22 protein-coding genes are annotated in these 20339 nt (G+C 52.0%); 12 read left to right on the plus strand and 10 right to left on the minus strand.

What is annotated here, in order from left to right:
• Nucleotides 1–386: 386 nt before the first annotated feature.
• The 7 genes from VMT71_05810 to VMT71_05840 form a co-directional block, all read right to left on the minus strand.
• Nucleotides 387–1436: a sigma-54 dependent transcriptional regulator gene (locus tag VMT71_05810; GenBank protein ID HVN23466.1), complete on the minus strand. Its 1050-nt coding sequence runs from the start codon at nt 1434–1436 to the stop codon at nt 387–389.
• Nucleotides 1437–1659: 223 nt separating this feature from the next.
• Nucleotides 1660–2031, minus strand: a complete 372-nt coding sequence (locus VMT71_05815; GenBank protein ID HVN23467.1) for a hypothetical protein — start codon at nt 2029–2031, stop codon at nt 1660–1662.
• A gap of 604 nt (nt 2032–2635) precedes the next feature.
• Nucleotides 2636–2788 (minus strand): hypothetical protein, encoded by a 153-nt coding sequence (locus VMT71_05820; protein ID HVN23468.1) that lies wholly within the window; start codon nt 2786–2788, stop codon nt 2636–2638.
• Between the two features lie 269 nt (nt 2789–3057).
• Nucleotides 3058–3771 (minus strand): ankyrin repeat domain-containing protein, encoded by a 714-nt coding sequence (locus VMT71_05825; GenBank protein ID HVN23469.1) that lies wholly within the window; start codon nt 3769–3771, stop codon nt 3058–3060.
• A gap of 131 nt (nt 3772–3902) precedes the next feature.
• Nucleotides 3903–4154: a hypothetical protein gene (locus tag VMT71_05830; GenBank protein HVN23470.1), complete on the minus strand. Its 252-nt coding sequence runs from the start codon at nt 4152–4154 to the stop codon at nt 3903–3905.
• A 36-nt stretch (nt 4155–4190) separates the two neighbouring features.
• On the minus strand, nt 4191–4676 hold the full coding sequence (locus tag VMT71_05835) for a response regulator (GenBank protein HVN23471.1): 486 nt from the start codon (nt 4674–4676) through the stop codon (nt 4191–4193).
• 143 nt (nt 4677–4819) lie between these two features.
• Nucleotides 4820–5113 (minus strand): hypothetical protein, encoded by a 294-nt coding sequence (locus tag VMT71_05840; protein HVN23472.1) that lies wholly within the window; start codon nt 5111–5113, stop codon nt 4820–4822.
• 687 nt (nt 5114–5800) lie between these two features.
• On the opposite strand from VMT71_05840, the gene VMT71_05845 reads away from it, so the two are divergent.
• Nucleotides 5801–6448, plus strand: coding sequence for an HD domain-containing phosphohydrolase (locus VMT71_05845; GenBank protein ID HVN23473.1), 648 nt, complete (start codon nt 5801–5803; stop codon nt 6446–6448).
• A gap of 64 nt (nt 6449–6512) precedes the next feature.
• On the opposite strand, the gene glgP is transcribed toward VMT71_05845, so the two are convergent.
• The 3 genes from glgP to VMT71_05860 all read right to left on the minus strand — a co-directional run bounded on the left by glgP (nt 6513) and on the right by VMT71_05860 (nt 10296).
• Nucleotides 6513–7955 carry an alpha-glucan family phosphorylase gene (gene glgP / locus VMT71_05850; protein HVN23474.1) on the minus strand — a complete coding sequence of 481 codons (1443 nt, stop codon included), beginning with the start codon at nt 7953–7955 and terminating at the stop codon, nt 6513–6515.
• An 855-nt stretch (nt 7956–8810) separates the two neighbouring features.
• The gene (locus VMT71_05855) at nt 8811–10097 is read right to left on the minus strand and encodes a sigma 54-interacting transcriptional regulator (GenBank protein HVN23475.1); all 1287 of its coding nucleotides are present in this window, start codon (nt 10095–10097) and stop codon (nt 8811–8813) included.
• A complete protein-coding gene (locus VMT71_05860) occupies nt 10078–10296 on the minus strand; it encodes a hypothetical protein (GenBank protein ID HVN23476.1) in 219 nt (72 codons plus the stop codon). Before VMT71_05860 ends, VMT71_05855 begins: the two co-directional genes overlap by 20 nt.
• Before the next feature lie 818 nt (nt 10297–11114).
• Between VMT71_05860 and VMT71_05865 the strand changes: the two genes are divergently transcribed.
• From VMT71_05865 to VMT71_05915, 11 genes are all read left to right on the plus strand, one after another.
• On the plus strand, nt 11115–12512 hold the full coding sequence (locus tag VMT71_05865; GenBank protein ID HVN23477.1) for a sigma-54 dependent transcriptional regulator: 1398 nt from the start codon (nt 11115–11117) through the stop codon (nt 12510–12512).
• Between the two features lie 652 nt (nt 12513–13164).
• Nucleotides 13165–13359, plus strand: coding sequence for a hypothetical protein (locus tag VMT71_05870; protein HVN23478.1), 195 nt, complete (start codon nt 13165–13167; stop codon nt 13357–13359).
• A 44-nt stretch (nt 13360–13403) separates the two neighbouring features.
• Complete coding sequence (locus VMT71_05875) at nt 13404–13775, plus strand: hypothetical protein (GenBank protein ID HVN23479.1); 372 nt, start codon at nt 13404–13406, stop codon at nt 13773–13775.
• A gap of 81 nt (nt 13776–13856) precedes the next feature.
• Complete coding sequence (locus VMT71_05880) at nt 13857–13997, plus strand: hypothetical protein (protein HVN23480.1); 141 nt, start codon at nt 13857–13859, stop codon at nt 13995–13997.
• A gap of 239 nt (nt 13998–14236) precedes the next feature.
• Nucleotides 14237–14680 (plus strand): response regulator, encoded by a 444-nt coding sequence (locus tag VMT71_05885; GenBank protein HVN23481.1) that lies wholly within the window; start codon nt 14237–14239, stop codon nt 14678–14680.
• A 47-nt stretch (nt 14681–14727) separates the two neighbouring features.
• Nucleotides 14728–16665: a response regulator gene (locus VMT71_05890; GenBank protein ID HVN23482.1), complete on the plus strand. Its 1938-nt coding sequence runs from the start codon at nt 14728–14730 to the stop codon at nt 16663–16665.
• A 135-nt stretch (nt 16666–16800) separates the two neighbouring features.
• Nucleotides 16801–17568, plus strand: a complete 768-nt coding sequence (locus VMT71_05895) for a hypothetical protein (protein HVN23483.1) — start codon at nt 16801–16803, stop codon at nt 17566–17568.
• A 179-nt stretch (nt 17569–17747) separates the two neighbouring features.
• Nucleotides 17748–17888: a hypothetical protein gene (locus tag VMT71_05900; GenBank protein ID HVN23484.1), complete on the plus strand. Its 141-nt coding sequence runs from the start codon at nt 17748–17750 to the stop codon at nt 17886–17888.
• Nucleotides 17889–17897: 9 nt separating this feature from the next.
• A complete protein-coding gene (locus VMT71_05905) occupies nt 17898–18032 on the plus strand; it encodes a hypothetical protein (GenBank protein HVN23485.1) in 135 nt (44 codons plus the stop codon).
• Nucleotides 18029–18226 (plus strand): hypothetical protein, encoded by a 198-nt coding sequence (locus VMT71_05910; protein HVN23486.1) that lies wholly within the window; start codon nt 18029–18031, stop codon nt 18224–18226. Before VMT71_05905 ends, VMT71_05910 begins: the two co-directional genes overlap by 4 nt.
• Before the next feature lie 952 nt (nt 18227–19178).
• Nucleotides 19179–20339: PAS domain S-box protein (locus VMT71_05915; GenBank protein HVN23487.1), on the plus strand; the 1161-nt coding region annotated here is incomplete at its 3' end.

Raw genomic sequence — 20339 nt, forward strand, 5'->3', positions numbered from 1 at the left:
CGTAGTCGATGTGCGCGGGTCCAGAGGAATTCATCTCAAATTTCTGGCTCTTGGCTGGGGGCAAGATACTCTGCCCCCGTAAGCCGAACGGAAAAGACACTAGGGCGCACGTAACAGCGATCCGAAGCAGCCGGCTTTCGAATCGTGGCCAAAGGCAAGGGCAAAAAAATGTGCGAGCCATAGTCCCAACCGCACGTTTTAGCCTGCATTCACCTGTCATAATGTAACTACCCCACCTTCACGAAAAGTAGCAACTGCGTTAACGCAGCTGCGGACTGCCGGGCGCCCCTCTCACTATTCTCTGCGTGGGATGCGAAGCTTCATGAGTCATAATTTATGATCTGAAAGCTATCGTTTCAACATGCTAAATCATCTCTGAGGAGCGGTCAGTGCCAGGCTGGTTTGAAAAGGTGTTTGTTGATCTTGAGGGATCTGAGCTTTGATTCCAGAGTTGAGGACGGGATACCGAGCTTGGCGGCAGCACCCGCCGGCCCTGATACCCGGCCCTTGCTTGCAAACAAGGCAGCCTCAATCATCTCCTTTTCTTGAGCCATCAGCTTCTCGGGCAACGCCTGGCCTGCAGGCTGAGGCCCACGAACGTCCCGAGCGAACCAGCCCTCATTGATGGAAAAGCTCTCCGTGTCACAGAGAATGACCCACCGTTCAAGCACATTCCGCAGCTCCCGCACATTACCCGGCCATGGGTACGAGACGAGGAGGTCCATGGTCTTCTTATCGGTGGAGCGAATCTTTTTACCGATCTTACTGGCGTAGCGATGAATGAAGTACTCAACCAGCGGCGGGATGTCCTCTTTTCGCTCACGCAGAGGTGGAATGTTGATCGAAAAGACGTTCAGTCCATAAAACAGGTCCTTACGGAAGGCGCCCAGCGCAACTGCTGTTTGCAAGTCCCGGGTTGTCGCCGCGAGGATGCGCGCGTCAGCACGAATGGACTGACTGCCTCCCACGCGTTTGAATTCTCCCTCCTGCAGAACGCGTACCAGAGTAAGCTGCACTTCGGAAGGAAACTCTCCGATTTCGTCAAGAAAGATCGTGCCTCCACCAGCAAGTTCAAATTTACCCAGCCGGCGCCGAAGCGCTCCTGTGAACGCTCCCCTCTCGTGACCAAACAATTCCGTGGCAATCAAAGATTGCGGAATCGCAGTGCAATGGACATTCAAAAAGGCTTCCGAAGAACGCCGCGATTTCTTATGGATTGTACGGGCAATCAACTCCTTGCCGGTACCAGTTTCGCCCGTGATGAGAACCGTTGAATCGGTTCCGGCTACTTTGCAAACAGCAGATAGCACCGCTTCCAGAGCCGGTGAGGCGCCAACAACCTCTTCGAACATAGACACCTTCTCGATCTCCTCCCGAAGTATCGCATTCTCATTTCGGAGTCTCTTTTCCGCCCGCGTGCGATCCTGGATATCCATTGCCGTCCTACCCCGCTGAAGAATGTCTCATGCTATCTAACCGCTCGTTCACAGATTCAGCACGCCACCATCCCCTAGCTTCTGAGGGATGCAAAAAGCGAGTCCCCCTGCGGAATGCTGCTCTGCAGGGGGACAGCTCATAGTTCCTCAATCTCGAGATTGGCTCGTCGTTCGTGGCCCGCCTCATCGTTCTCACCGGACCTACCATCGCCTCGGTCGTCAGCTATTCCGTATCCGGTCCTGCCATAGGCTTTGCACCCGGTGCAGCTTCCTTAACTCTTGTGACCCAGTTCTGGCCCTCGGCGACCACACCTTTACCGGTGATCATCTCGCCGACCTTGAGGTTTTTCAGGTTTGAATACGCACCCTCGTACTTGGCGAATCCGAAATTCCCGATGTAGACCTTGTCCCCAACCTTCACGACCGCAGTCTGCGACTTCGGATCCAGGCTCTGGATCTCTCCGGTGAACAAGAATCTTTGACCCTTCATAAGGTCTCCTGACGGGATTGTCATGTCCAGCCATTTCTGGGCATAGACTGAACTCACCATTACCAGTCCGATCACCACCGTTAATGCTACCACTACCTTTTTCATGCCCTGCCTCCTTTGGCTTTATTTTGGTCTCTTCATTTCAGGACCTATAGTTCCAGAGAGCAATCGCAATGCCACGTGTAAGTATCCTAAATTACTACTTTCCTCGAACTAATACGATTGCGAATTTTCGCGAATTAGCGATTATTGGTAAAATCAGGCTTGAAGGCGATTTAAACCGATCAGTATCGATCGTGCGGTTACCAAGCATGTTTTTCCTTCCTGGCAAGTCTCGTGATCTCATGCATTATCGTTTTCCGTTCTCGAGGTGTAAAGGTGAGCAATGAGAAAAGCTCGAGCAGCTTCATACCCTCAACCGCCAGTAGAATAACGGCAGCCCTCTCTGGTCTCAGTCCACCACTGCAGAACTCGTGCATGCTGTTTCTGAAATCCTTGCTGGTACGGCACCGGCAATCGGGTATCCTGTGCAATAGCAGCAAGGAGCTGGCCTTGCATTTTCTTTTTCTGTTCGTGCGATTCGTCCAAACCGGGTAAACGGTCGGAAAGAATTTTCTGATTAGTCTCGCGCTGAGATGCTTGGCTTTTTTCACTGTATCCCATAGCGCGCTTCACACGTCTGTCTAGAATGGCTTTAAGAAGAGCTTCCTTATCGTGGAAGTGATAGAGGAGCCCCACCTGTGCTAGTGCCTGACTTTGAGGCAACAGCATCGACTGTTACGTGTCTGGCGCCGTCTTCGGTGAATACCTGCTCCGCAATGTCGATGATCTTTTCTCTCGCATTGTCCGAATCGCGGCTCACGGATATCTCCTTGTTACGGCATATATGTTATCTGGCGTGACCCTATTGGTTTGTGAGCCAATAGATCGCCCTGATGCTTAGTTCCCTTTACCGATGTCAGACTCTCGCATTCTCACCTGAGCACCACGCCTGCAACTTTCGTAGAGCAATCGAAGTGCCACATATAGGAGCTTGGAAACACTTGATGAGCAAAATGTGACCCGTCTCGACTTTTCGAGAATTATAGATGGTTCGTGGAAAAGTGGTTCAGACCTTTGGGGAGAACGGAGTTACTCTTTGGCTCCCGCATCCTTGAGAAGCAGCTTAACTTCTTCCTTCTCCGCCCTTGTGCCCCCCTGAATGCGATGTAAAGCGGTGTTGCCGCGGGCATCCTTCATGTTTACGTCCGCACCTCCAGCAATGAGCAGGCGTACAATCTCAGCCCGTTCGGGGCAGACTCCCTCTGGCGACGGACAATCGCAGGCCCACATGAGGGGTGTAGTTCCATGCGAGTCGGCCACGTTGGGTTTTGCACCTTTGGCCAGGAGGGCGCGTACAATAGCGGTGTGTCCGTGAAGAGCCGCCTGGTGGAGAGCCGTGTCGCCATCGACGTCTTGAGCATTGACGTCTGCACCGTTATCAAGCAAGAGCAACGCAGATTCGACGTTCCCGAATATCGAAACCGCAATCAGCGTGGTCTCCCCGCGGATAGTGGTGGCGTTTACGTTCGCACCACTTTCAATCAGGACTCTTGCGATGTGAACATCGCCTTTACCTGTTCCGCCCCACGCGGAAGCCAACAAAGGCGTTATACCCAGCCCGTTGGCCGCGTTAACGTCTTCTCCGGCTTTGAGTAGGGCTTCCACTTTGGGGGCGTCCCCATAAAAGGCCGCACGGATCAAGGGAGTGTTGCCTCCCCTGTCTGTGGCACATCCCCATAGGGATGCGACCGCTATGATTGCCGCGAAGCTAAAAAGTCTAATATCCCAGTTGATAGCGAGCATCTTTATTGAGTCCCAATGGTAAGCCGAGTTCGCTGGGAGTTGAGTAGACTACCCTCAGTCTGTAGATCGATGCCTCTTAACGCGGCCCTCAGCTTGACCTCCTTTGTGCCCTGCACGATTTGTTTAACCTCCTACACCGGATTGAAGATATCTGCGGGCATCTCCTTGATGTGTAAGGATAGTATAGCCATAAAGTCCATATGCGCAAGGATGTCCTTTGTTAGCTGAAGTCGATGATCTCGTTTATCTCTTCGAAAAATGTCCCATGGAAATTCTCTCATCCACCTGGTTTCTGCATCTTTCGGCATGATGCTTGCCGTAAACTCGGAGATTTCTACGGCAAACTCTTTCTGTTCGTCTGTCCACCATGAATAGCTTTCCATGACGATCATCTCCTTTGACATGCTTAGAGACGTGTCTCATAAACTACGAGGTGTGTCGAGTATCTGCCTGACTTTCTGCAGAAGCTCGTTTAGCATCATAGGCTTAGCTATGAAGCCTACCCGATCATCAGGCGTCCCTCGGTGTTCCAACACAATGTCATTCGTATAGCCGCTCATGAAGAGCGTCTTGAGACCCGGACTTATGCCGGTGAGGTCCCTATAGACTTCTTGGCCGTTCTTGTACGGCATAATCACATCCAGAATCGCAAGATCGATGGCACTCTTGTGATCGGCAAACTGGCGAACAGCCTCGTTTCCGTCCGCGGCTTCAATTATGGCGTAGCCCCGCTCTCGCAAGATGAGGCTGATCATTTTTCTCACCGCAGGGTCATCTTCCGCGAGCAGGATCGTTTCAGTCCCACGGTAAGACTTTAGGGATCTGGCCTCTCTCTCCAAGTGTTTTTCTTTATGGGCGAGCGGCCGACTAAAATCACAGGTGGTTCCCTGGCCCAAGATTTCCATCTTTGTACTCCTCTCGCTATTCCCGAGAATCATACGGGTGGCAGCAGCCGCATTTATTTCACGTTGCAAAAAAGCGTGATTGGAAGTTTTCATGGTTGTGCTCCTCTCCCGCAGTTGCGGCAAGCGCGTAACAGCGTTTCTTGTCATGAAGCTTTTGCCAATGTCCTATTTACGTCCGGCATCGAGTCCATGGCCTGGATATCAGCTCCCTTTGATATGCAGCTCAGCGTCTTTGTGTGCGCCACGAATAGAGTAGGCTCGTCCATCTTTGCGCAAGGGTGCAGCATAGCTGGAATGGCGTCCGTGAGCTTATAGAAAATCCTTGAGTCGCACGCCGGGCAGGTATCACCTTCATAAACAACTTCACAGTCCAGACAGAGTCGCGCAGCAGCCAGTTGAAACCGCGCTGTCTTATTAAAACGATCATCCCATACCATGCGTGGGGCCTCCTTCACCCCTTTTCTGTATTGAAGTAAGCGTCCAAGTACTCACCCGCTAACCTGTGAGCGCTCTCTCGTCATCACCGCATACAACCTCGTACCGCAAGTCAAAGTGTCTGGGTAACTTTGCATCACCATCGATCACCTATCATCTGCTGTATCGCAAGTGGAATGCCATAAGCGTAACGGGAACTCAAACCGTTGATGCACTTACGTTTTTCAAGCGTGTTGCTGTATGGTGGTATGTTTAAGAATCCGGAGAAATAGACGAAAAGGTGCAGCACGTGCACGTTTTAGGGTAGAAAAGAGATCGACGCTATCAAGTGGTGAATGTTAGATCAGTTTGCTCTTGGGTCTGTGTCGTTCATACAGCGTTGTATGCCGAAGCTTGCAGACATGAGAGCACAATGAGATTCACAAGGGACTAGGTCCCCGTCCTCTGGCACATATCTTGCCATGTTAATGATCATGAAGCTTCTATCTTTACAAGACTCAAACGAGAAAGCATTTGCCACCCAGAACAGACATGTGCGGCAAACCGGTGAGCATCTGTGGACAACGTGCAGTGATGAACCAATACCGAATGGCAAGGGGAGACTAGTTGGAATTGTCTGGATGGCGGATGCCATTACAGAACATAGGCGAGCGCAAGAGGCTCCGTCGCGACGGCGGAACGAATTGGAAATGCAGGTGAGAGAGCGGACCTCAGACCTTGCGCGAGCAAATGAGGAGCTGAGACTTGCGGGAGAAAAACAGCATCGTACGCTCGAAGGTGTGATACAAGCCGTCTCGCTGATGCTCGAGAAAAGGGATCCATATACCGCTGGTCACGAGAAACATGTAGCGCAGCTTGCTTCTGCCATAGCTACGGAAATGGGTCTTTCACCCGACCGAATCGAGGGTGTACAACTCGCCGCACGCATCCACGACATCGGGAAGATATCGGTGCCTGCGGAAATCCTCTGTAAACCCGGAAAGCTGTCGGAGGCGGAGTTTGCCCTCATCAAGGCCCACCCCAAGACCGGCTATGACATCTTGGAGCCCATCGACTTTCCCTGGCCGATTGCGGAGATGGTGTACCAGCACCATGAAAAGCTTGATGGGTCCGGTTATCCACGCGCTCTTCGTGGGAATCAGATACTTCTTGAGGCTCGTATTCTCTGCATTGCCGACAGAGTAGAGGCTATGGCTTTCCACCGCCCTTACAGGCCATCGCTCGGCATTGATGCCGCCCTCGATGAGATAACAAAAAATGGTCGCAGATTTTATGATGGCGAAGCCGCAGATGCTTGTCTAAAACTATTTCGCGAAGACTGCTTCGCCTTTCAATAACGCGGCATTCGAACCATCTACGTCTTTAAAGACCCTCGCTCTCCTTATGCAAGTACTCCCCGGTTTACAGGAAGTAGGCATTCATAACATACTGCTGTAACATCCGGTGCGTGTTGAAGAAGGAACCGTTCAGGGCCATACAGTGCAGCATTACCTCTATAAAACCGGTACGATTCTCATAGAAGAGCGGCACGATGGTTTTTCGGAGTTTGTCGTAGAGCGATATCGCATCCCGTGATACGTCATGCCCTCCATTGCGGTGGCGTGCATCCTCGCCTATTGCCCATCCGGTAACCCCTTCGATGCAGCCTTCGATCCACCATCCGTCGAGAATACTCAGGCTCGGCACACCGTTGAGCGCGGCTTTCATGCCGCTCGTGCCCGAGGCCTCCATAGGCGGCTGAGGCGTATTGAGCCAGAGGTCCACGCCGGACGTGATCATTCTTCCTATGGTCATATCGTAGTTGGGAATATAGGCGATCGTGACAGAGCCCGCGAGGCTTTTCTTCATTTCGCAAATACGGGCGATCAGGTCTTTTCCTCCCTGATCCTGCGGGTGCGCCTTGCCGGCATAGACGATCTGAACGTGCCCGGTCCTTTGGGATATATCCCGCAGCATCGCCGGGTCTGTAAAGAGGAGGTCCGCCCTTTTGTATGTCGCTGCGCGCCGGGCAAAACCGATCGTAAACACCTCCGCGCTCATGCCGGCATTGGTTGCACGGTTGACGTAGTCAATGAGGTTTCTTTTCGCTTCTGCGTGAGCGTCCCAGACTTCTGATCGGGGAATAGAAAGGGCATAACGAAGACTGAACATGTCTTGGCGCCACCCGGGAATATAGCGGTCATATAACTGCTGGAAAGGCCCTGAAGTCCACGTTGCTCCGTGCACACCGTTGGTGATCGAGTGAATCGTATATTTCGCAAACATGAGTTTCGTGATCTCAGTGTGCTTTTTTGCGACCCCGTTCACGTAATGGCTCAGGTTGAGAGCAAGCAAGGTCATGTTAAGGGTACTGGCAGCGCGGCGCAGTTCCTCTATATTGGTCAACTCTTCTGGCACATTCAGAATACGGTCAAGCAGAGCAATGATCTGGGTGTCTTTCATGTCAAAGAACTGCTCGTTCTCACCGAGAACGCGTGCGACGAGCTCTATGGGGAATTGATCGTGGCCAGCCGGAACAGGGGTATGAGTGGTGAAGATGCATTTTTCCCTGACTGCCTGGATATCGGCACCGGTCACGCTCGTCCGGCCCGTGTGCTTCGCCTCCTGGCGGAGCAGTTCCAGCGTGAGGAGCGCAGAGTGGCCCTCGTTCATGTGGAAACGTCGGACCGCATCGTGGCCCAGCGCCTCGAGGACACGCACACCACCGACCCCGAGAATGAGCTCCTGGCACAGCCGGTAGCGCCGGTCACCGCCATAGAGCGTATCGGTCCACCTCCGGTCTTCTTCCGTATTCTCCGGAAGGCAGGTGTCCAGAAAATAAACAGGAACGGTAAAGCCGACCACTCCCTGGTCGACATTTGTGTGGTGGGGAGTATATAAGCATTGATCTGCTTTCGTTTTGGTGGAAGAGAAACTTTTTTCCCTACCTTGCGCAACTTCCGTGCAAATTTACCAAAAGGTAGATGTCTGCACTATTTCGTATAGATTCGCAAGCTTTGGTGTAAGAGGGTGTCAGGACAGAAGAGTCACGGCGCGAAAACCAAAGGGCAAGTCATCTAGGCCTTAGAATGCCTCGTCGATTCATTCTGGCTTGGATAAAATGGGAAGATGGTGAATCTCGCATGGAACTTCCTTGTCTTTCCCTGGCACATCTCTTGCGAGGGTAACCGTATGAAGCGCGTATATACGCACACTATGGGAGGATTGTCATGTTTATCACCACGCGTATTTTCATCAGAAAAACAGAGAGCCGTCCTGTTCGTATGAGGGCGGCCGTCAGTAACAAATGCGCATTGCTTCTTTTGCTGTTGTTCTTGGCGGTTATGGCGATGAGCGGCTGCGCAACAGAGAGCACCTTCAAGGGAAAGCCTGTAGGAAACCAGAGGCCCGCATGGTTTTACATGAGCCCTCCCGGTACAGGGCCATGATAGACCGCACCCTTTAAGGAAGCTAGCCCGCTCTTGAGCTTTTGTCCTTGGCTTATTGTTCCTGCATGCATTCGCGTGCCAAGGCTGCCCCCTTTGCTCGGTAGTAAGACTTCTCCTTAGTCTGTAGTCAGAAGCTTCAGCCGTTATGCCCAACGCCGAGCGATAACAGACTCAGTTCGACTTGCTTGTACAGTTAACAGAGAAGTGAACGATTAACAGGAAGTCACTGCTCTTCTCGTCGCCAAGGCAAGGCAAGGGAAGCAGTAGAGTGTCAGCCCATTTTGAAGTGGTACTTGTCTATCTTGAGTGATCTGATCTTCGATTCCAGGGTGGATGGCGGGATACCGAGCTTGGCTGCAGCACCTGACGGTCCGGATATCCGGCCATGGGTCTCATTCAGCGCGGACTCTATCATCTCTTTCTCGCGCGTCACCAGCTTTTCAGAAAGCGAGCGCGTTGTAGGCTCCATTTTCGGACACTGCCGGGTGAACCAACTCTCATCCACTGAAAAAGTCTCCGTTGTACAAAGTATGGTCGCACGTTCAACAACGTTCTGTAGTTCGCGGACATTGCCAGGCCACGCATATGAATGAAAGAGGTCCAATGTCTTCTTGTTTATGTCCCGTATTTTCTTCCCCATCTTCTTTGCGTCGCGCTGAATGAAACGCTCGACGAGCATGCGGATGTCCCCTTTTCGTTCACGCAACGGCGGCATCTCGATAGGAAACACATTAAGCCGGTAAAAGAGATCACTCCTGAAGGTGCCGGCTTCGATGGCTGCCCCCAAGTCGCGATTGGTGGCGGCAATCACGCGCACATTTGACCTAATCACTTGATTTCCGCCGACACGCTCGAATTCATGCTCCTGCAGGACACGCAGGAGCGCAACCTGGGTCTCAGCCGGAAGCTCTCCTATTTCGTCGAGGAAGATCGTGCCTCCATCAGCCATTTCGAATTTACCCATGCGCCGCTGCAGTGCTCCCGTGAAGGCACCCTTCTCGTGGCCGAACAACTCCGAGGCGATCAATGCCGGTGGTATTGCGGCGCAACTCACGCTCACGAAAGGTCGCGACGAGCGGGACGAAAGTTTGTGGATAGCCCGGGCGACGAGTTCCTTGCCCGTACCGGTTTCACCGATGATGAGGACGGTCGAATCTGTTGGTGCAACTTTGGAGACATGGAATAACACGGTCTTCAGAGGGGGTGATGTGCCCACGATCTCTTCAAATATGTTTGATTTGTCGACTTCTTCGCGCAGAATTACCTCGTTTCGGAGTCTCTCTGCGGCCGCCTGGCGATCTTTGACGTCCGTTGCCGTTCCTACCCACTGGAGAATGTTCCCTTCCTCGTCGCGCAACGGTAGGGCGCGAACTAAGAACCAGCGATATTCCCCATCTACGCCGTGAGCGAGCGGGGTGTCATTCTGTAGCAGATCTTCTTTAGGCCACAAGGCACCATGTTGTTCGAGATAGTGCTCTATGTCTCTGGGCTGAAATGAGGCGTGCCAACCGGAGCCTGACCTCGATATGAGTACGGCGTTACCTGTTGTTGGGGTCATCTTTTTCTCCTCTCTGTCCGGCAAAAATCGCAATATTGACTTCTACTGTCCATTTCTTCGCTTCAGGAAAGAGGTTCAAGATCGTATGGAACACTCCGTGAATCGTCATCATCATTTCTTTCTTGGATACTCCTATGGCAAGAGCAGTGCCAAAGTATCGCAGGTTCGGCATCGCGAGGCGATTATTCGGTTTCCCCACAATGGGTGCATGGTTGTGGATTCCCTAAACCCTGAAAAAACTCACCAAATAGTAAACGCTTTTACGTTTTGGAGTACTGCTGAAGCTGTCAAATCGAGTCATGATTATCATCACCTCTCTTAATTCTCGAATAATGGAGATGAGCCAAATTCAATCATACAGTATCTTCAACGCATTTTATTGGCACTCATTTTGCTCTTTGAAAATGAGAGTGCTGTTGCTGTCACCGTGTCCACTATTGAGGGGCTGTTGCCCAAATCGCCGAAGATGAGTTCCTTCTTAGCAAGGCAATGAGAATAAAATGTTCATAATTGTATACAATGTTCTTGCACTTTGTGGTGGGGCATGGTAGGCTCCAGGAGCACTGCCTCTTCGAAAACGCCGATAGGGGCGGCATGCACACACAGAGGTCTACTCAGGCTTTGCGGACTCGGTATATACGCTGCGTCGAATCCCCATAGGCAATGTTCCATGAGGCGAGAGGGATTCGAGGCTTGGCGTCACAAGGTCAGTTTGGGCAACAGCCCCTTGACAGCGGGGGTCACCCAAATCAGATGTTCCACTCTAATATTTTTAGGAATCCAGGAAACTGATTAGCGCAACCACTTTCTTTGCCCAGGATCGATGTCTTTTCCGTGAATTCTGGCGAAGTGTGATTTATCTCATTCTGTTGCAATTCTATAGCGACAGATTTACGGTTTACAAAATGAAGAGTCCTGGCAGAGACGAACATACTTGGCAGAGAATACATATAATCAAGCACTTGACAGAAGCCATCACAACCGATATAAGGTAAGAGTGTGTAAGAACGTTCTAAAATGAAACAGAAGCCAACGATAAAGCCCTCGATATTAATTCTCGATGACGAGCCAGCCCAGCGGAAGATTCTATCTATGATTCTTGAAGACGCGGGCCATGACGTGGCGACGACGGGAAGTCCCCTAGAGGCTCTGCAGATGCTGGAGACGGCTAATTTTGATTTGGTGCTCTCAGATCTAGTCATGCCAGATATGGATGGGGTTCAATTCCTCGAGAATGCCAGACGTCTTCGACCCGAATTGATCGTTATCGTTATCACTGCGCACGGCACCATTTCATCGGCGGTGGAGGCAGTGAAAAAGGGGGCTTTCCAATACCTCACGAAGCCAATCGGGAAGGACGAACTTCTCGTGGTCATTGAGAAGGCGCTGGATCAGGCGCGCCTGACGGAAGAGAACAAGTTGCTGCGCTCACAATTGAAACAGCAGTACTCCATAGATAATATGATCGGGCAGCATGGCAGGATGCAGGAGGTTTTCCGGCTCATCAGGAAGGTCGCGCCAGCCGACACGACAGTCCTGGTCTGGGGAGAAAGCGGGGTCGGAAAGGAAATGGTTGCCAAGGCCATCCACCAGCTCAGCCGCAGGACCTCCCGGCCTATGCTCGCTATAAATTGCGCGGCAATTCCTGAGACGCTGTTAGAATCTGAACTGTTCGGGTACGAGAGAGGCGCCTTTACCGGAGCTTATGCCAAGAAGAAAGGTCTTGTGGAGCAGGCGTCAGGCTCCACTCTGTTCTTGGACGAAATTGGCGACCTCGGCCTTCAGCTTCAGGGCAAGATCCTCCGGCTGCTCCAGGAGCGGCAGATCCAGCGGCTCGGCGGAACTGACACGATCCCGGTAGATGTCCGGATCATTTCGGCAACACACAGGGACCTTGCCAAGATGATGAAGGAGGGTAGTTTTAGAGATGATCTCTATTACCGTCTCAACACGTTTCCCATCCTGGTGCCTCCGCTGAGAGAAAGGCCTACGGACATCCCCATCTTTATTGAGCATTTTATCAGAAAGTTTCAAAGCTTGGGGAGTGGTAAGGTCAAACGGGTTTCTTCTGCTGCTATGCAGCGACTCCTGACCTATCACTGGCCCGGAAATGTACGTCAGCTCGAGTCCACCATCGAACGGGCCGTCATTCTCACTGAAGGTGAAGCTATAGAGGAGTCTCATCTTCCGGCGGAAATCGTAACGGCTTATGAAGTACCAGCAGGTGAGACGCTTTCGGCTGAAATCGAGATTCCGGTCGGAGGGGTTAGTCTTGAAGATGTGGAAAAGCACTTGCTCATCCAGGCTATGCAAAAGAGCGGAGGCGTGATTGCCAAGGCAGCGCGTCTTTTAGGTCTTACCTATCGTACGATGCAGTATCGACTGGACAAGTACGGTATCGAATATCACTCGTAAACGTAAGCTGGCATTACCTAAGCTCAGAAACACTTCGATGAATGCTTACATTATAAAGCCGGCAAATTGCTTCAGTAATCGCTCACCATCCCGAGAAGAAGTTATCGTTTGAGGAATAGCGAATAACCTTCTTGGTCTAGGATTCCTTTTATCTCCTATTTCTGGATTCAACTTAAGAAACGAAATCGTTGAAAGTAGGGTGCGCAATTCTTCTCGAGTTGGTATAGTTTTGAAAATGGCTTGAAAACACTTTAACGAAGCATTACTTGGTGAGATGGCGTGGTGCCTTTTCCAAGTTCGTTTCAATTGCAAGGAAGATGAATGGACCTGCAATCCGAATTTGTTGAGGTCACTGATACCCCAAATTGTTGGTTGCTTTACGTTTTGGTGTAGGCACATAATACGGGCGATTATGTTCAGCATACCCCTTTTTTGTTGAATTGCCAGTAGAATAGGGCGATTGTTCTCGAAAAACTCTCCACCTTAGAAGCGACTTTTCTTTGCCAACCTGTGGCACATCGGGTGCATTGATGTCACATAGATGTGCAGCATGCGCTACTGGCTAATGACCTCAGCGGTTCATGTAATGGTTACGGAAGCACACTCGAGTCAGAGAAGATGAGAGTCACGAAAAACGACTAAGGAGGTTCCCATGATACTTCTACGCTACAAGTTTCAAGAACTGGATCGGCTTGATGATAAGACCACAATTGATGAACTGCGTATCACCAAGGACATATTCGCCGCTTTCCTGGGATGCAAAACCTGTGACATTGAAGTTGAATATGTTGGTATGGTTACGGCAGGAAGCAGGGTGGCCGCGAGAGCAGAAGCAATGGCATTGTGAAGAACGCGAAAAATAGAAGCCGAGACTAATAAAGAAGGCATGATATGAAAAAGCTATCTATAGTGTTGTCGGTCGTGATCGGACTGTTAATGGTGAAGTCAGTTTACTCGCAGATATGGCTCGATGTGACAGTACCCTCAGACGCTTTCGCCAGGAATGAAAAATTCAAATTCACCGGAGAGATACAGAGGGTGGATCCGAAGTTCTGGATAGCCACCGTGAGTATCGGGGAAAAAGCCTACGTCGGAAATTTCGAATTCGCCAAGTTCGAAGGTGGCTATACAAACATAGGCCAACTGAAGCCTGGTGATAAGGTCACCGGCGAGGGCGTCATAGCCGAGGGACAGAACTGGGTCACGAGGATAAAGAAAGCCGCATCTGATGCAGTGCCTTGGGAGGTCCTGATCACGGAGTAGCGAGCGCGAAGGGCGACAAAACACGCAACCGTTGTTGAGTTTTAGCAACAGGGAAAAGGAAAAAGGGGGAGAACTTGCAGCATGTTTACTGATGCATCTTTTCCTGCGGCTTACATCGACGGCAGACGTTATAAACTCCAGGCCCCTGCCCGCGAAGCGGGGTCGACGTGCGGGGAGTGCCACGGAGGAGTGGCATCTCTCTTCTTCCCCATGACTGAGTGAGACTTCACACTCGAAGGCAGAGGATGACAAACAAGTTTCTGAACTCTTCCGATGGAAGTTATACTACTCTCGTGGTTTATGGCGGTGCTGACGTTGACACAAGACACGTTAATGGTGACAGCGCGGGGGCGGTTTACAATGTTACTTCAAAAACGTATAAGAATAGGTGATACTATTCACAAAGCGCTAGCGGCATCGCAATAGGTCGAAATTGCTACCTTGTGAGAAGGAAGTGACAAATGCAAGAGAACACCATAGAAATCATACTCGTTGAGGACAACCCTGCAGACGTGGAGATGACGATTGCCGCACTAAAAGAGCGAAATCTCGCCAACAAGGTGCACGTCCTCAGGGACGGTGCAGAGGCGCTTGCGTACATCATGAATAATGTCGATTGCAGACCGGGAAAAGCGGAGCAGCAGTGCCCGAAGCTGGTACTCCTCGATCTCAAGCTTCCCAAGGTCGACGGTTTGGAACTGCTCAAGAGGATCCGCTCTGACGAGCGGACCAAATCCGTGCCGGTTGTGATCCTGACGTCATCAAATGAAGAAAGGGACAGAATAGCAAGTTACCGCCTGGGGGTGAACAGTTACGTTGTAAAGCCGGTTGATTTTGATGAGTTTGCCAGAGCGGTGGCAGAGATAGGCTTCTACTGGCTGCTGATGAATAGACCCCCTTATTGACCGGCCTGTCCGATTTCTTCGTCCGCCGCGAGCAGAAAGGAAAAGGCATGTCCGACACCATTCGTGTTCTCATTGTAGAAGATATACCAACTGATGCCGAGTTGATGGAGTACGAGCTACAAAACGCCGGTATGAACTTTTCTGTGCAACGAGTAAAAACAGAGGAGGCTTATATCTCGGCGCTGTCAGCTTTTTTGCCCGATGTAATTCTTTCAGACTATTCCCTCCCTGCCTTTGATGGCATCACGGCTTTGCGCTTAAAGCTGGAGCGGGCACCCGATACACCTTTTATTTTCGTCACCGGTGCATTAGGAGAGGAACTCGCCATAGATCTGCTGAAACAGGGAGCGACTGATTACATACTGAAAAACCGCCTGGCAAGATTACCCGTTGCCGTCTCCCGCGCACTCCGAGAGGTGGAGGAGCGAAAGGAACACCAATTAGCACAGGCCACGCTCCGGACGACTGAGGAACTTCTCCGGAAGGTGGCGACCGCAATTGAACAGACAGCAGAAAGCATAATGGTCACCAACACCGACGGTAAGGTGGAATACATCAATCCGGCATTAACCCGCATAACTGGTTACGCCGAAGACGATATCCTCGGGCGTGAGTTCACGCTCCTGCGAAGCGACCGGCATCCCCGGTCTTTTTACGACTCGATATGGCAGACCGTCAATTCGGGTAATCCTTGGAAGGGCCGCCTCGTACGAAAAAGGAAGGATGGATCTGTCTATGATATCGAAGAGACCATATCTCCTGTGAAGGACCGGTCGGGCGTCGTCGTAAATTACGTGTTTGTAGGAAGGGACGTTACAGAGCAGATACGGCTCGAGGAGCAGCTCCGGCACGCATTGAAGATGGAGGCTGTCGGGACCCTGGCAGGCGGTATTGCCCATGACTTCAACAATATGCTTTCCGTGATTATATTGAATGCAGAGCTGGCCCGGGACGACGTTCACGGCAGACCAAGGATCAACATTGAAGAGATCATCAGCGCCTCTCAGCGAGCGGCGGACCTAGTGAAACAGATTCTTACCTTCAGCCGAAAAAGTGATCACGAGAAGAACGCCCTGAATCTGACGCCTCTGGTTAAGGAGACCTACAAACTCCTTCGCAGCACGCTACCCGTGACCATCGAAATGCAGCTTGAAATGAAAGCGGCGTCAGATACGATTATGGGCGATCCATCGGAAGTTCAGCAGGTGCTCATGAATCTCGCTACAAACGCGTATCACGCCATGCTGGAGAAAGGAGGGCGCCTCCTGATCAGTCTATCGGATCGAACGTTTGAGACTCGCCAGACACTGCCTCATGCGTCCATGGAGCCTGGTCGGTATGTGGTGTTATCGGTAACGGATACCGGGTGCGGCATCAGCGAAGAGGTGAAAACCAGAATCTTCGAGCCATTCTTTACCACGAAGAAGCCGGGGCAGGGGACAGGACTGGGGCTCGCGGTCGTCTACGGCATTGTCCAGAGTCACGGCGCGGCCGTTACGGTTGATAGTGCAGTAGGCAGAGGCTCCACGTTCACTGTTTTCTTTCCGGCACTTGAGGATATTGCCGAAGCAGGATCGCAGAAACGAGGCATCATGCCCATGGGCAGCGAGAGGCTCCTGGTGGTCGATGATGAGCCTTCGGTCGTAAAGGCAACAGCTGAAACGCTCCAACGTCTCGGATACAAGGTAACAACCGCAACGAGCGGAGCCGAAGCGTGGAAGCTATTCCGGTTTGCTCCTGAAGGGTTCGATCTTATCATCACCGATGCGGTTATGCCGGAAATGACAGGCATGACACTCGCACAAAGGATACTGGAGGTACGACCGGATGTTCCTATAATTCTCTTCACGGGCTTCAGCGAAAACCTGTCTTCGGAGGACGTGAAAGCGGCAGGTATTCGTGAGTTTTTGTTAAAGCCCTTTCCAAAACATCAGCTTGCCGAGACGGTACGCAGGGTTTTAGTCGGCACCAATGCAACTAGATGAAGCGGTTTTGCGCGTTCGGCGGCATCCGATGCGGTCCTGGATCTTAGCTGTAGCAATTGGCATCAAGAGATGAACGATGCGATACATATCAACCAATGACCTGAAAACTGAATCCTTTGCCGAAGGGGGCGAACCGTGAGTACACTGGCCATATCGCTGATCGTCTTTGGGTGCATATTCGGCGGCACGCTTCTCGGAATGCTCCTTCAACGATTACTTCCAAAACATCATCTGAGTGATCGGTCTTTGGATGTCGTGAAGCTGGGGACTGGTATGCTCGCAACGCTGGCTGCCCTTGTCATTGGGCTCTTGATTTCCTCTGCCAGGGCTAATTTTGATACGATGAGAAACGAACTCATAAGTACAAGCTCGAACATTATCCTGCTCGATCGCCTCATGGCGCAATACGGACCGGAGACGAAGGACGCCCGCGACTTACTGCGCCTCACCGTCGCTGCTGCCATCAAGCGGATCTGGTCGGAAGAAAGGATGGAATACACGTACGCCAAAAGCTTTGATAAAAGGGTGTCCGGAATGGAAGCTCTCCAGGAAAAGCTGCTGCGCTTGTCGCCGCAGGACCGTGCCCAGCGATGGCTCCAGTCACGGGCCTTGCAGGTGAGCGGCGACCTGGCCGCAGAACGCTGGCTGCTCGCCCAACAGATTGGTCTAAGCTCGTTACCCATGCCCTTCTTCGTGATACTGGTATCCTGGCTCGTGATCATCTTCTTTAACTTCGGCTTGTCCTCTTCTCCTAATGCGACGGTCATCATTGTCTTGCTCATTTGTGCTCTTTCGTCCGCAGCTTCACTCTATCTGATCCAGGAACTCGATCGTCCGTATGGAGGGCTGATCACGATCTCCAGTGAGCCACTGCGTGATGCGCTTACGGTTCTCACTCAGTAGGCGCTGCACGGCTCTCGCCGTTTTATCGAATATTCATGTGCCGCGAAGACTGGAGTTCATTCAGCATGCGCACATCAGACCTGCATGCTGCCGAGTTAGTATGAAATTATTGCGCAGGGGTCTTCAGTTCACCGCAATAATGGATTACCCGCTCGTAAAGCTCAGATCATTATAGCTTAATGGCTGGAGTACGAAGCGACTATACGCTTGAGATCCGCTACGGCGAGATAGTACCCAAGAAGAGCCTGCAGTTCTTTGTACTCCGCCCTCTTCACTGCAGCAAGAGCGGTGGCGTATTGAGCCTCGGTAATCGTCCCTGATGGATGGACATGGCTAAGCTCTGGCTCTACGAGATCGACAAGCTGGCTACGAAGCTCTCCAGCGACTTCGGCTCTCTTTCGTATGATAGGTTTGTGGAGGGCAGGAGCACCATTGGGTCGGCCATTCTCGGGTTACTGTCATGAAGGAAGGATGGACGTCCCTACCACTTGCGATGCGGCAGGAACTTCTTCCGATGGACTGGAACGGCATCATAGGCAGGTGGAACCCACACAAAAGGCGGCGCCTGGGCTTTGATCACAAAAGGCTGTGGGAGATGATCGACCAGAAACTCCCGGAGCTGAGTAAGATGATTCAAGAACTGCTGAACGGCACATGAGGCAGTCTTTCGATGTTCACGACGGCATGCTCTAATCGCCATTCGGGAATTTCGAGTGGCGTGATGGGAGGGCGCGTATGCTCACCTAAGCCACATCAATGCTGGCCATTAAGGTCAGTAGTGAGGGAGTAATAGCCGAGGGGCAGAACTGGATTAACCGGATACACAAAGCTGCATCGGATGCAGTGCCAGGACAGGTTCTAATCACAGAGTAGCAGCACGAGGGGCGAGGTGGTGAGAGGTCCGCAAGAATGACTGAGCAATCAGAAAACGGTGAGCCGACCTCAACGCGGGAAACTCCGGACATCTTCTCCCTGCCATACAGCAGCAGGCTAGGGGACTCGCTCCTCGTCAGTTTTCGTATCGGTCCAAGAGTCCGGACAAGCCACACGGTCTCACCACGAGATACCGAGAAGCGCCTAACGAATGATTACCGGTGTGGCATCCCGCCCGGGCGCGGAGGCTTCGCTGACCCAGATTGCCAGACGTTCAGGGTGCAAGTTCCCTGACAGGTGCACTTAAATCCGATGTGCAAATATCTGCAAATATCTTGCATCACTTCCTAACTGTGCTAACCTATACTGAGGTTCGGGGCTCCGTTACATGGCAACAAAGGACTCCTTCGCTGTTCTCGGTATAAGCTTTAGCCCACGTACGTGCGGCAACAAGGATATAATGGTAGCCGGTACAAGGACAATGCCATTCGGGACGATATGCAAAGCAGTCTATTCAAACCTCCGTGATGCCGATGGGAGTCCTGTACATATGAGATACGGAGTCACTGGAAGGGCACAGGTGTTTTTTTTGACCGGACCTTCGCGCCCTGGCATTTAAAAGACGGTCGGGAAACGAAGTAAGCCCGGCTCGGAAAAACTTATACCGGAGTGCGCAACAGTTGAGGAACTGATCAAGAAAACGTTCTAAGGGACAGCGCAACGACGGAGGCAGCACCATGGGCAAGAAACCTACTCGTCAGACACTTCAACATGCTGCGCACCCCCCAGAAAAATCAAAGCGGGAGTATCATCAAGCACACGACCCACTTGAGCTTAAACGAGCGCAGAACGAACTTCACGCTCATCTCACGTTCTTTCAAAACATGGACAGGATCAACCGGGCCTTGCAGGGGACGAACGATCTCGAGCAGGTGATGCGCGACGTTCTCGATATCATGCTATCAATCTTCGAGTGCGACCGTATCTTGCTGGTCTACCCGTGCGATCCGGATGCCCCTTCCTTTGAGGCGGTCATAGAGCGTAGCAGGCCGGACTATCAGACATTAGGGGTGGTCTCCATGAATCAGGATCTGGCCAAGCATTTTCGCGCTATAGGTTCGTCAAGCGGACCTGTCACCTTTGGTCCGGCAGGCGACTACCCCCTGGAAGGAGAGGCCCGTCATTTTAGGTCCGGAATTGCGCTCGCCTTATATCCAAAAACAGGCAAGCCGTGGTCATTGGGCTTGTATCAGTGCTCGTACCCGCGCGCCTGGACGCAAGACGAGAGAAACCTCCTGGAGGAGATTGCCCGGCGTATGGGTGACGTCCTGACCAGCTTGCTTGCGCACCGGGATCTGCAAGAGAGCGAAGAACGCCACCGGGTCACACTCCAGAAAGCCATGGACGGCTTCTTACGGGCCGACAGGCAGGGACGAATCCTTGAGGTCAATGAGGCGTGTTGCCGGATCAGCGGCTACAGCGAGCGGGAACTCCTGAGTATGAATGTTGCGGATTTATCGCCTGTGCTGACCGCTGAGAGGATCGCCGCCATTGTCAGAGGCCTGGCGGAAACGGGCCCCAATCGTTTTGAAATCATCGGCCGCCGGAAAGACGGCAGCCTGGTCGATGCCGAAGTGAGTGCACAGTACCAGCCCCTTGCCGGTGATCAAGTTGTCGTTTTTGTACGCGACATGACCACGCAGAAACGCGCCGAGGAAGCGCTCCGGGACAGCGAAGAGCGGTTCAGGGGCATCGCCGGCAACCTTCCGGGCATAGTCTATCAATATTACGCAAGGGACAATGGGGAGCGGGGGATGTACTATGTCAATGAACGTGCTGAACATGTGTTCGGCGTGAGCGTCGATCCGCTGAACACGTGGTATGAACGCTTCGAAGCA

It is taken from the genome of Syntrophorhabdales bacterium, assembly GCA_035541455.1.
Taxonomy (GTDB): Bacteria; Desulfobacterota; Syntrophorhabdia; order Syntrophorhabdales; family WCHB1-27; genus JADGQN01.